The following is a 12,237-nucleotide window of genomic DNA, read 5'->3' on the forward strand; positions in this document are numbered from 1 at the left end:
ATGACGCAAGCCGCAGAACTCACCCACGGGCTGGAGCCGATCGAGGATATCGGCGGCGCCGCGCAGCCGCTGCTGGACGTGAAAGGGCTCACCAAGCACTTCCCGGTGCGCGGCGGGCTGTTCAGCGCCGCCAAGACGGTGCGGGCGGTCGACGATGTTTCGTTCGCCATCGCCAAGGGCGAGACCGTCGGCATCGTCGGCGAATCCGGTTGCGGCAAGTCGACCACGGCGCGGCTCTTGATGCATCTGATGCCGCGCAATGCCGGCGACATCATCTATGACGGCCGCGCCGTCGGGCGTGAGCTCAGCCTGCGCGAATTGCGCCGCGGCATGCAGATGGTGTTTCAGGACAGCTACGCGTCGCTGAACCCGCGCCTCACCATCGAAGAGTCGATCGCGTTCGGCCCGAAGGTGCACGGCATGGCCGATGGCACCGCCCGTGCGCTGGCGCGCGAGCTGCTCGGCAAGGTCGGGCTGCGACCGGAGAATTTCGCCAATCGCTATCCGCACGAAATCTCCGGCGGCCAGCGCCAGCGCGTCAACATCGCCCGCGCGCTGGCGCTGTCGCCGCGGCTGGTGATCCTCGACGAAGCGGTGTCGGCGCTCGACAAATCGGTCGAGGCGCAGGTGCTGAACCTGCTGGTAGACCTCAAGCGCGAATTCGGACTGACCTATCTGTTCATCAGCCACGATCTCAACGTGGTGCGCTACATCTCCGATCGCGTGCTGGTGATGTATCTGGGCGAAGTGGTCGAGCTCGGGCCGGTCGACAAGGTCTGGGATCAGCCGGCGCATCCCTATACGCGGGCGCTGCTGGCGGCGATGCCGTCGTCGGATCCCGACCGCCGCACCGAAGTGCCGCCGATCTCGGGCGATCCGCCCAACCCGATCGATCCGCCGGCCGGCTGCCGGTTTCACACCCGCTGCCCGTTCGCCGAGCCGTTGTGCGGCGGCGACGCGCCGAAGCTGACCGCGCTGGACCCGAGCGGCCACCAGGCGGCATGCTACATGGCGATCCCCGGCTCGGGCCACAGCCGCGCGCCGAAAGTGATGGAGACGACATGACCAGACCCGTTCCGGACCAGATCAAGGCGATGGCGGAGGTCGCGGGCGTGCCGGTGAGCGACGAGGTCGCGGCGCGGATCGCCAATTCGATCGGGCCGGCCTTCGATGGCTTTGCGCCGATCGCAGGCTCGTTGCCGTTCGATCTCGAACCCGCGACCTTCCTGGTCGCGCAAAACGAGAAGGCCGCATCATGAGCGCGACCGATCCGGCGTTGCTGTCGCTGACCGAAATCGCGCAGGCGATCGCTGCGAAGACAGTCTCCTCGCGCGAGGTGACGCAGGCCTGCCTCGATCGCATCGCGGCCCAGCAGCCGCGGCTCAACGCCTTCATGTCGGTCGAAGCCGACAGCGCGCTCGCCGCCGCGGATGCCGCAGACGCGGAACTGGCGCGCGGCGACAGAAGCGGCGTGCTGCACGGCGTGCCGCTGGCGCACAAGGACATGTACTACGAGACGGGACACGTCGTGACCTGCGGCTCGAAAATTCGGCAGGACGACGTCGCGACCACGACCTCGACCGCGCTGCAGCGGCTGAAGGATGCCGGCACGGTTCGGCTGGGCTCGTTGCAGATGTCGGAATTCGCCTATGGGCCGACCGGCCACAACGCGCATTTCGGCCCGGTGCATAATCCATGGGGGCAGGGTCACATCACCGGCGGCTCGTCGTCGGGCTCGGGCGCCGCGGTGGCGGCACGGTTGACCTTTGCGGCGCTCGGCTCCGACACCGGCGGCTCGATCCGGATGCCGGCGCATTTCTGCGGCGTCACCGGGCTGAAGACCACGGTCGGCCGCGTCAGCCGCGCCGGCGCGATGCCGCTGTCGCAATCGCTCGACACCGTCGGGCCGCTGGCGCGCACCGCGCAGGATTGCGCGCTGCTGCTCGGGCTGACGGCCGGCGCCGATCCGCAAGACCTCACCTGCATCGCCGGCGAACTGCCGGACTATCTCGCGGCGACGCGCGCGCCGATGCGCGGCGCCCGGATCGGGATTCCGAAGGCGTTCTATGTCGACGACCTCGATCCGGAAGTGGCGCGCGTGCTCGACGAGACCATCGCCACGCTCAGGGCCGAAGGCGCCAGCGTGGTGGCGGTCGATCTGCCCGACCAGCCGCAACTGACGGCGGCGTGCCAGCTCGTGCTCGCGGCGGAAGCCGCCGCGTTTCACAAGGCCTGGATGATCGAGCGGCCGCAGGACTACGGGCCGCAGGTGCTGATGCGATTGCAGAACGGCCTCGGCGTGCCGGCGATCTCCTACCTCGAGGCGATGCGCTGGCGCGGGCCGGCATTGTCGGCGCATCTCGCTGCGGTCGCCGATGTCGATGCCGTGCTGGCGCCCGTGGCGCCGGTGCCGGCGCCGACGATCGCGGAGAGCGACGTCGGTAACAGCCTGAACGCCGAAGCGGTGATCCAGCGGCTGACGCGCTTTACCCGGCCGATCAACTATCTGGGCCTGCCGGCGCTGGCGATTCCCTGCGGCTTCAGCGCGAGCGGTCTGCCGATCGGGCTGCAACTGATCGGGCGGCCGTTCGACGAGGCGATGATCCTGCGGATCGGCGCGGCGTTCCAGCGCGCCACCGAATTCCACAACAAGGCGCCGGCGTTGTCATGAGCAATCTGGTCGAGGTCCGCGATCTCAACATCCGTTTCACCGGCGAGCGCACGGTGCACGCGGTCAACAATCTCAGCCTCACCCTCGGCGAGGGCGAAGTGCTGGGGCTGCTCGGCGAATCCGGCTCGGGCAAGAGCGTGACGCTGCGCGCGCTGATGCGTCTGCTGCCGAAGAAGCGCACGCAGATCTCCGGCAAGGTCGAAGTGCTGGGCCGCGACGTGCTGGCGCTCGACGACGACGCGCTGTCGAATTTTCGCGGCCAGACGGTGTCGATGATCTTCCAGGAGCCGGCGCTGGCGCTCGATCCGGTCTACACCATCGGCCACCAGATCGCCGAGACGGTGATGCGCCACGAAGGCAAGAGCCGGAAGGACGCGACCGCGCGGGCGCTGGAGATGCTCGAAGTCGTGCGCATTCCGTCGGCGAAGCGGCGGCTCGACGCCTATCCGCACGAGATGAGCGGCGGCATGCGGCAGCGCGCGATGATCGCGCTGGCGCTCGCCTGCCGGCCGAAGATCCTCCTGGCAGATGAGCCGACCACCGCGCTCGACGCCACCGTGCAGATCCAGATCCTGCTGCTGCTACGCGAATTGCAGCGCGAGTTCGGTATGTCGGTGATCTTCGTGACGCATGATATCGGCGTGGCGATCGAGATCTGCGACCGCGTCGCGGTGATGTATGCGGGGCAGATCATCGAGCAGGGCACGCTCGGCGAAATCGTGCGCACGCCGCAGCATCCCTATGCGCAGGGCCTGCTCGCCTCCACCGTGCACGGCGCCAAGCGCGGCGCGCGGCTGGAGACGATCCCCGGCGCGCCGCCGTCGCTCGACCGGGCGCCGACGGCCTGCTCGTTCGCGCCGCGCTGCGCCCACACCCAGCCGCGCTGCACCGAAGGTCTGCCGCCGGATGTGCAGGTGGGACCGGGCCGGACGGCGCGCTGCATTCTGGCCGAAGCGGCGCCGGCGACCGTCTAGCGCCGGTCTGTCTCCGATGGAATCAGGACTGTCGTTCCGGGACGCTCATCACAAGTACAACCTCATGGTGAGGAGGCGCGAAGCGCCGTCTCGAACCATGCGCCGCCGGTACTGAGTCGCCGCATCCTTCGAGACGCCCGGCTTCGCCGGGCTCCTCAGGATGAGGAGTCAGTGCATCTGGCAACGGCCATGTGGCTTCAATCAATCGATGCGATGCTCCAGTACCAACAGCCTTCGGTCGAGATGCAGAGTCTTTTGGTATCAGTCCGGCGAAACAGAATCAGGAATTCGGCGCGCCGATGCCGCGGCTGTGCTCGATCAGCTTGACCATCACCGTCAGGGCCTGATTGGTCGGGGTCGGGATGCCGAGCGCGGCGCCGCGGCGCACCACATAGCCGTTGAGGAAGTCGATCTCGCTCGGCTTGCCGCGGGCGAGATCCTGCGCGGTCGATGATTTCTGGTTCGGCATCGACGCCGGCAGCGCCAGCGCCTTCTCCAGCATGTCGTCGGGAATCGACACGCCGCCGGCGCGCGCCACCGCGGCGCATTCGGCGATCACGCTGGTCACCACATCGCGGGCGCCCGCGACCTCGAACATCCGGCCATAGGCCATGTCGGCGACCGCCGACAGCGCGTTGAAGGCGCTGTTCATCATCAGCTTCGACCACAGCGCCTGATCGATATCGGCCGCTACCGTGGTCGGGATCTTCGCCTCCGTCAGCGTCGCGGCGAGAACGCCGCTCTGCGCCGAGGCGCCGATCAGCAATTCGCCGCGGCCGTGATGCCGGACATGGCCGGGGCCGGCCATCTCGGTGCCGACATAGACCACCGTTGCGATCACCGGATGACCGATCGCAGCGGACAATCGCTGCGCATTGTCGACGCCGTTCTGCAGGCTGAGGATCGAGGTGTCGGGCTGCAGCTTCGGCGCCAGCGCCAGCCCCGCGGTCTCGGTGTCGGCCGACTTGACGCAGAACAGCACCAGGTCGGGCGGATCGATCGCGGCCGGGTCGGTCGCGGCCTTCAGCGCAATGAAGCTCTCGCCGTCGCGTGTCTCGAGCCGCAGCCCGTGGGCGTCGATGGCGGCGACGTGGTCGGGGCGGCCGATCAGCGTGACGTCGTGGCCCGCCTGCGCCAGCAGCGCGCCGAAATAGCAGCCGACCGCGCCGGCGCCCATCACCGCAACCTTCATCCTGTCCTCCCTTGCAAGCGTCCTGCGCCAGTTCTGCAGCGCTTCGGCCGCCGCCGCAACCGGCTCGCGGGGATGGCGCAGGCGACGATTTGCGCATTGCGAGCGCGAACCAATGCGCAACCAATGCTTCTTATAGTGGCCGCCCACCGACGCAACCGAGGATCCGCGCGTGCATATCGACCTCAATCCGAAGCTCGACTTTCGCGACGTTCTGATCCGGCCGAAACGCTCGGTGCTGTCGTCGCGGTTCGAAGCCAATATCAGCCGCAGCTTCCGGTTTCGTCATTCCAGCCAGGCGTGGACCGGGTTTCCGCTGATCGCCTCCAACATGGACACGGTCGGCACCATCGAGATGGCCGAGGCGTTCCGGCCGTTCGGCGCGCTGGTCGCGCTGCATAAATTCTACGAGCCGGAGCGGCTGGCGCGCTATCTCGAGCGCCACGAGAATCCCAACGTGTTCCTCACCGTCGGCACCGGCGCCGCCGACTGGGAGCGGCTCGCCGCGGTGAAGAAGCAGACCCGGGTGCCGATGCTGAATATCGACGTCGCCAACGGCTACACCGAGAATTTCGTCCGTGCGGTGTCGAAGCTGCGCGAGGAGAATCCCGACGCGATCATCATGGCCGGCACGGTGGTGACGGCGGAGATGACCGAGGCGCTGGTGATCGCCGGCGCCGACATCGTCCGCGTCGGCATCGGCTCGGGCTCGGTGTGTACCACGCGCGATCTCACCGGCGTCGGCTATCCGCAGCTCTCGGCCGTGATCGAATGCGCCGACGCCGCGCACGGCCTCAAGGGCCACGTCTGCTCCGACGGCGGCTGCACCGTGCCGGGCGACATCGCCAAGGCCTATGGCGGCGGCGCCGATTTCGTCATGCTCGGCGGCATGCTCGCCGGCCACGCCGAATGCGGCGGCGAGCTGCAATATGTCGAGGAGGGTGGCCGGCAGGTGCCGAAGAGCATGCTGTTTTACGGCATGTCGTCCGAGACCGCGATGAACAAGTATCACGGCGGCGTCGCCGATTATCGCGCGGCGGAAGGCAAGACCGTCGCGGTGCCGTATCGCGGCGAGGTGCGGGCGACGGTCGAGACCATCGCCGGCGGGCTGCGCTCGGCGATGACCTATATGGGCGCGGAGAATCTGAAGGAGGTGCCGAAGCGGACCACCTTCATTTTGGTCAACGCCCAGCGCAACACCGTGTTCGATCGCTGATCCCGCCGCGCGATTTGCCGCGGCTCGGAATTCGCCGCGCGCCGGTCAGGGTTGCGCTTGCCTGCGCGGCCGCAGATGGCATTGTGCGGCGGCGCGCGACGCTCGCGCGCGGGAAACGCCCGACACCAATCAACAAAGAGCCAGCTCATGGACTTCGCCCTCACCGATCAGCAGCAAGCCATCCGCGATGCGGTGGCGAAAATCTGCGCCGACTTCGACGACGCCTATTGGCTGAGGAAGGACCGCGAGGGCGGCTTCCCGCACGATTTCCACAAGGCGCTGGCCGACGCCGGCTGGCTCGGCATCTGCGTGCCCGAGCAATATGGCGGCTCCGGCCTCGGCATCACCGAAGCCGCGATCATGATGCGGGCGATCTCCGAATCCGGCGCCGGCATGTCGGGCGCCTCGGCGGTGCATATCAACGTGTTCGGACTCAATCCCGTGGTGGTGTTCGGCACCGAAGAGCAGCGCCGGCGGATGCTGCCGCCGATGGTCGAGGGCCGCGAGAAGGCGTGCTTCGCGGTCACCGAGCCGAACACCGGGCTCAACACCACCCAGCTCAAGACCCGCGCGGTGCGCCAGGGCGATCGCTACGTCGTCAACGGCCAGAAGGTCTGGATCTCCACCGCGCAGGTCGCGCACAAAATCCTGCTACTCGCGCGCACCACGCCGCTGGAAGAAGTGACCTCGCCGACCCATGGGCTCAGCCTGTTCTACACCGATCTCGATCGCAGCAAGGTCGAGATCCACGAGATCGAGAAGATGGGCCGCAAGATCGTCGACTCCAACGAATTGTTCTTCGCCGACTACGAGATCCCGGTCGAGGACCGGATCGGCGAGGAAGGAAGCGGCTTCCAGTACATTCTCGAAGGCATGAACCCGGAGCGCATCCTGATCGCGGCCGAGGCGGTCGGACTCGGCAGGCTGGCGCTGTCGCGCGCGACGGACTACGCCAGGTCGCGGATCGTGTTCAATCGCCCGATCGGCCAGAATCAGGGAATCCAGCATCCGCTGGCGAAGAACTGGGTCGAGCTGGAAGCCGCATGGCTGATGGTGATGTCGGCGGCGTGGCAATACGACAACGGGATGCCGTGCGGCGCCGCCGCCAATGCGGCGAAATATCTCGCCGGCGAGGCGGGGTTTTCGGCCTGCGAACAGGCGGTGATGACCCATGGCGGCTTCGGCTACGCCAAGGAATATCACGTCGAGCGTTACTTGCGCGAAGTGCTGATCCCGCGGATCGCGCCGGTCAGCCCGCAGCTCGCGCTGAGCTTCATCGCCGAGAAGGTGCTCGGCCTGGCGAAGTCGTACTGATCGCGCCGATCGCCGAAGGCGGCGCTCACGCCGCCTGATCGGCCTCGTCGTCGCTGAAATCCTCGAGCATCGGCAGCGCCATGCCGTCGATCTCGCCCAGCGCCTTGCCGGCGATGCCCTGCAGGTCGCCATACATCCCGGCGGTCGCTTCCAGCACGCCGCGGATCTGCGCCTCGCGCTTGGCCCACATCCGCATCATCGAGCGGCGTTCCTTGTCGAGATCTGACTGCATCTCGGTGAATTTCTCGACGATCGCCTCGACCCGCTGCCGGAACCGCGGCCCGGTGAGATAGTGATACACCAGCTCGGTCTTGGTCTGCTGGCCTTCGCCGGCCTGGCGCGCGGCGGCGAGCTCGATCAGCGACTGTCGCAGCGCGATCGCGACCGGAATCGCGCAGCGCGCCTCGGCGACCCAGACGCCGTCGATGTGATCGAAGCTGTGGACGCCCTTCGGCAGCGCGTTGGAGACGATCAGCGCCAGCTCGGCCTTGGCCTTGCGCTGGTCGTCGCGCAGCTTGGTCAGCCAGCCGTCGGTCCAGTTCTTGGTGCGCTTGGATTCCCAGAGAATAGTTCCGCAGGGCTGATTGGCGGCGTTGACCACGCGGTGCAGCACGTCGCCGCCGAACTCGCCCTTCGGCACCGGCTCGATCGAATCCTGCGGGAAGCGCGCGCGCAGCGAGGCTTCGAGCTCGAGCTCCATCACCTCGCCCTGCAATTGCTGCGAGCCCTGCTCGGATTTCAGCTTGTCGATCTGCCGCTGCATCGTCGCGATGGTTTCTTCCTTCTCGGCGACCTTGAGCCGCAGCCCCTCTTCGGCGTCCTGTTTGGCCTTGCTGCGCACGCTCTCCAGCGACGCCTGCACGCGCTTTTCGATGGTGAGGTCGAGCTCGCGCTTCTCGTCCTCGAGCAGGCGTTGCTTCTGCAGGAACGCCGCCTGCGCCCGCTGTGCTTCGGCGAGCTTGGCGTCCTTCTGCTGCATCGCCTCGGTCAGCTCGGCGAGTTGCCGCACTTTGGCGTCGAGGTCGTCGGCCGCGAGCCGCTTGGCCTTGGCGGCTTCCTCGGCGGCGATCAGGGTGCGCTCGGCCGCGACCCGCTCGGCGACCTGCTGGCCGACCGCGGCCTTCGCCTTGTCGAGATCGGCGCGCTGCGCCTCGATCGCGGCCTCGCGGCCGGCGATGTCCTTGTCCTTCTGCGCGATCAGCCGCTCGTATTTGCTCCGGGTGTCCTTGAGCAAAGGCGCCGCCAGCGATTCCGTCAGCGGGACGGAGGTAGCGCAATTCGGGCAAGTGATGGTCAGTTCGGTCATGGCGCGCGAATCCCGTCTGCAGTCGTGTCGCCGCGAGTCTAGAGCAGGTTCATGGATTGTTCACGGAGTTTGTGCCGGTTTTCCCGGATATGCCGGTTCCCGGCCGCGTCCCGCGGCGACGAAGTCCGGCGGGCGGCCCGACGATCGATATTGTCGCTCGCGCGCCTTGTCTGCCGGCCGCGGCTCGCCTAGAAACACCGCCGACCAGTCGCGGGCCGCAACGCCCGCTTCGCGCCGCGGAGAGGTGGCAGAGTGGTCGAATGCACCGCACTCGAAATGCGGCATAGGTGCAAGCCTATCGGGGGTTCGAATCCCTCCCTCTCCGCCATTTGCTCAATTGGCGATACTTGCGAGCGGCTTTGCGCCTGAACACCGCCGATTGCCGTATGAAATCGTCACGACAGCATGCGTTGGCAGCAAGCGCCGGTCTCGGGTTCATTCGAGAGGCCGCACGGAGCCTCTCTTGCCTTCGGCCCCTGCAGGGCTGCGGGGCTTACGCACAAAGCTGCGCCATTCGTATATCCCTCGCCGGCGGTGTTCCAAAAAGTCGGCCGTATTCGCGGGTGAACTGCGACACACTTTCATACCCGACTGCCCAGGCCGCGGAGTTGATACCTGCACCTTCGGCCAGCATCATCCGCCGCGCCTCGATCAGGCGTAGCTGCTTCTGGAATTGCAGCGGCGACAGCGTGGTAATCGCGCGGAAATGCTGGTGGAAAGATGATGGGCTCATGCCTGCGACCTCGGCCAGTTCCTCGATGCGAAGGGGCTTGGCGAATTTCCGCCGAATTTCCGCGACCGCGCGTGCGATGCGCTGGGCATGGCTGTCGGTGATCCCGAGGCCTTGGATCGCCACGCCATGACGACCGCTCAGCAGCCAGTAGTGCATCTCGCGCAGCAACTGGTCGCGCAGGACCGGTAGCGCCACCGGACGTTCCAGCAGCCGCATCAAGCGCAGCGCGGCATCGGCCACATCCTCGTCCGTCTGGGCGATCCGCATCGGGCCGACATCTTCGGCGGAGGCTCCGACAATCTCGATAGACAGGTCGCGCAGAACAGCGAGGTCGAGCTCGAGGACCAGCGAATAATAAGGTTTAGCAAGGCTCGCCTGGGTAATCTGGCTAACCGTCGGCACATCCGCCGAAATCAGAAGCGATTCACCCGGACCGAAATCCAGGGTCTTTTCCCCCATCGTGACGCGCTTCTTGCCCTGCAACAGGATCGCTACCAGAGGCCGGTTGACCGCGACCTGCAAGGGGCTCGGTGCGCTCGCGCGGATGGCTGTAAGGCCCGGTATGGGCGTCGAGGCCACGCCCAGACGGTCGGCATGGACATCGGCATAGCGCCGGACAAGATCGAGGAGAGCGTGGGGCATGCGGTGGCGATGCCTTTCGGCCTTTGAGACAAGAGAGGATATCAAATCAGGCAAAAGTTCTGCTGAATATGTCAATTATGCCAGCGACTTGCTGCGATGTCTCGGAATCTCTCGGAGAAACAGGCAAAGCGTTGCGAGGAATAGGCAACACGCATCACGGCTCCTGCGCGATGTTCCTTCATCACTCATACGAAAGGAACAGACATGGCCAAGATCACCCTCGTCACAGGCGCAAACCGCGGTCTTGGCCGCAACACCGCGCTCAGCATCGCCCATCATGGCGGCGATGTGATCGTCGCTCATCGAGGCAACGAGGCGCAGGCCCAAGAGGTGGTTTCCGAGATCCGTGCGCTCGGCTGCAAAGCCATCGCGCTGCAACTCGATGTTTCGAAAATCGCCGGCTTCTCGGCCGTTGTCGGACTACTGCGCGCGTCGCTTCGCGAGACTTGGGGGCGCGAGACATTCGATCACCTGATCAACAACGCTGGGCACGGAGAATTCGCCATGATCGGCGAGACGACCGAGGCGCAGTTCGATGGACTCTTCGACGTGCATGTGAAGGGCGTTTTCTTCCTCGTTCAGGCGCTCTTGCCACTGATCGCCGACGGCGGGCGGATTGTGAACTTCTCCTCTGGCCTGACGCGCGTCTCCTATGCGGGTTTCTCGGCCTATGCGGCAGCCAAAGGTGCCGTCGAGGTGCTGACGGTCTACATGGCAAAGGAACTCGGAGCGCGTGGCATCACGGTGAACACCGTCGCGCCGGGGGCGATCGAGACGGACTTCGGCGGCGGCCTCGTGCGCGACAATGCCGAGGTGAACACTCAGTTCGCCGGAATGACAGCGCTTGGCCGCGTGGGCGTCCCCGATGACATCGGGCCGATGGTGGCGAGCCTCCTCGGCGATGACAACCGCTGGGTTACGGCGCAGAGAATCGAGGTTTCCGGCGGCCAGACGATCTGAACAGCCAAGCCTGCAGCCAAGGCCGCGGCGCGGTCAAACACCGCGCGCTTCACTTTCAGGAAGCCCGCCTCGTCCCGCCAACGGCGGCGTTGGAGCGCTATGCCGTAAGCATCGTGCTCGTCTTCATCGGGCAGGGTGAATGACCGCTCACGACCCCATTTCGACCGTTCGCTCGCGCCTCGATTTTGGAGGGCCATAGCGGAAACGTCGTTCTCCGTTTCATCGGCTTCGGCCCGCCACGTCTTCTGACGCCTCGCCTCCCTCTGCCCGATCCTGCCGAGCCGGGCCCGTTCGCTCGCGCCATTCCGATGGTCGCGCTCTGCAGGACCTACTCGTACAGAAATGCGACGACCCGCGCAGGGGCTGCCGATGCGCCCTTCAGGCGCAATGGAAAAATCCCGACATCGAAGCCGTGGCTCGGCAGGGCGTCGAGACCACGAAGCTGCTCGATGTGCCAATAGGGCTTGCGTCGGCCGACCAGGTGGCCGGCCCAGAACAGATCACTGCGGCCCTCGCTCTTGCTGCGGCGGATCTGATGGTGAAAGGGCAGGTCCCAGCCCCACTGATCGATGCCCATGACGCGAACGCCGTGATCGATCAGCCATTCGGTTGCGGCGGCGCTGACGCCGGTCCCGAGCTTCCAGTAATCCGGCTGGCCCTGGAATCGATCGCGTCCTGTCCGGATCATGGCGATCGTGCCCGGCGAAAGCGCCACTCCGATCCGGGTGAGGCCCTCGGCGAGGTCGGCGATCTCGATCTCTTCTCCGTCCTGCTTGTGCGTCATGTCGAAAACAATGCCGGGACCGAACATCAGGTCGAGCGGCATCTGTTCGATCGTCGGCAGCGGCCGGCCTTCGCTGTCGGTCGGGCCATAGTGCCAGGGCGCATCGATATGAGTAGTTGCATGAACGCCGAGCCGCGTGATCGTATCGTCGGCCCAGCCTTCAAAGTCCTTCGGGAAAAGTCGGAAAGGCAGGCCCAGCAGTCGGACCAGCCAGCGAGCCCGCCGATGTCGATGATGCTTCACCTTGACGCGCATGAAGAATGGGTCGGCGGGATTCTCCACAATCTCCTTGGAAAGATCCACGATGCGAGCGGGCTGAAGGCGATTCATGGCGGTCTCGTCGGTCGGAGAGAATTCGGCCCATCACTCGCCGCCGGGGCGCGGCAAGTCGTGCCCAGCTCGCTGGCCGGCGCGCGATGACGCGTCGACGAGGCGGCTTTATCGGTCG

General features: G+C 66.3%; 11 protein-coding genes and 1 tRNA gene. 8 read left to right on the forward strand and 4 right to left on the reverse strand.

Annotation, left to right across the window (positions count from 1 at the left end; genetic code table 11):
* The 4 genes from SR870_RS19320 to SR870_RS19335 are packed head-to-tail and all read left to right on the forward strand — an operon-like array spanning position 1 to position 3,645.
* Positions 1-1,065, forward strand: coding sequence for an oligopeptide/dipeptide ABC transporter ATP-binding protein (locus SR870_RS19320; RefSeq protein WP_322515132.1), 1,065 nt, complete (start codon positions 1-3; stop codon positions 1,063-1,065).
* A complete protein-coding gene (locus tag SR870_RS19325) occupies positions 1,062-1,259 on the forward strand; it encodes a hypothetical protein (RefSeq protein ID WP_322515133.1) in 198 nt (65 codons plus the stop codon). The genes SR870_RS19320 and SR870_RS19325 overlap by 4 nt, the downstream gene beginning before the upstream one ends.
* The gene (locus tag SR870_RS19330) at positions 1,256-2,671 is read left to right on the forward strand and encodes an amidase (protein WP_322515134.1); all 1,416 of its coding nucleotides are present in this window, start codon (positions 1,256-1,258) and stop codon (positions 2,669-2,671) included. Before SR870_RS19325 ends, SR870_RS19330 begins: the two co-directional genes overlap by 4 nt.
* Positions 2,668-3,645 (forward strand): ABC transporter ATP-binding protein, encoded by a 978-nt coding sequence (locus tag SR870_RS19335; protein WP_322515135.1) that lies wholly within the window; start codon positions 2,668-2,670, stop codon positions 3,643-3,645. Before SR870_RS19330 ends, SR870_RS19335 begins: the two co-directional genes overlap by 4 nt.
* A 280-nt stretch (positions 3,646-3,925) precedes the next feature.
* Here SR870_RS19335 and SR870_RS19340 read toward each other — a convergent pair whose 3' ends face one another.
* Complete coding sequence (locus tag SR870_RS19340; RefSeq protein ID WP_322515136.1) at positions 3,926-4,837, reverse strand: 2-dehydropantoate 2-reductase; 912 nt, start codon at positions 4,835-4,837, stop codon at positions 3,926-3,928.
* 169 nt (positions 4,838-5,006) lie between these two features.
* On the opposite strand from SR870_RS19340, the gene SR870_RS19345 reads away from it, so the two are divergent.
* Positions 5,007-6,050, forward strand: coding sequence for a GMP reductase (locus tag SR870_RS19345; RefSeq protein WP_322515137.1), 1,044 nt, complete (start codon positions 5,007-5,009; stop codon positions 6,048-6,050).
* A gap of 147 nt (positions 6,051-6,197) precedes the next feature.
* Positions 6,198-7,364, forward strand: a complete 1,167-nt coding sequence (locus SR870_RS19350; RefSeq protein ID WP_322515138.1) for an acyl-CoA dehydrogenase family protein — start codon at positions 6,198-6,200, stop codon at positions 7,362-7,364.
* 25 nt (positions 7,365-7,389) lie between these two features.
* Here SR870_RS19350 and SR870_RS19355 read toward each other — a convergent pair whose 3' ends face one another.
* On the reverse strand, positions 7,390-8,670 hold the full coding sequence (locus tag SR870_RS19355; RefSeq protein WP_322515139.1) for a DUF2130 domain-containing protein: 1,281 nt from the start codon (positions 8,668-8,670) through the stop codon (positions 7,390-7,392).
* A 238-nt stretch (positions 8,671-8,908) separates the two neighbouring features.
* Here SR870_RS19355 and SR870_RS19360 point away from each other — a divergent pair.
* Positions 8,909-8,998, forward strand: a tRNA-Ser gene (locus tag SR870_RS19360).
* 165 nt (positions 8,999-9,163) lie between these two features.
* Here SR870_RS19360 and SR870_RS19365 read toward each other — a convergent pair.
* Entirely contained in the window at positions 9,164-10,045 is an 882-nt protein-coding gene (locus tag SR870_RS19365) for an AraC family transcriptional regulator (protein ID WP_322515140.1), read from the reverse strand.
* A 204-nt stretch (positions 10,046-10,249) separates the two neighbouring features.
* Between SR870_RS19365 and SR870_RS19370 the strand changes: the two genes are divergently transcribed.
* Positions 10,250-11,005, forward strand: coding sequence for an SDR family NAD(P)-dependent oxidoreductase (locus SR870_RS19370; protein WP_322515141.1), 756 nt, complete (start codon positions 10,250-10,252; stop codon positions 11,003-11,005).
* Positions 11,006-11,333: 328 nt separating this feature from the next.
* Here the strand turns inward: SR870_RS19370 and SR870_RS19375 are convergent, their stop codons facing one another.
* A complete protein-coding gene (locus SR870_RS19375; protein ID WP_322515142.1) occupies positions 11,334-12,119 on the reverse strand; it encodes a cyclase family protein in 786 nt (261 codons plus the stop codon).
* Positions 12,120-12,237 lie beyond the last annotated feature (118 nt).

Source organism: Rhodopseudomonas palustris (assembly GCF_034479375.1).
In the GTDB taxonomy this organism is placed as follows: domain Bacteria; phylum Pseudomonadota; class Alphaproteobacteria; order Rhizobiales; family Xanthobacteraceae; genus Rhodopseudomonas; species Rhodopseudomonas palustris_M.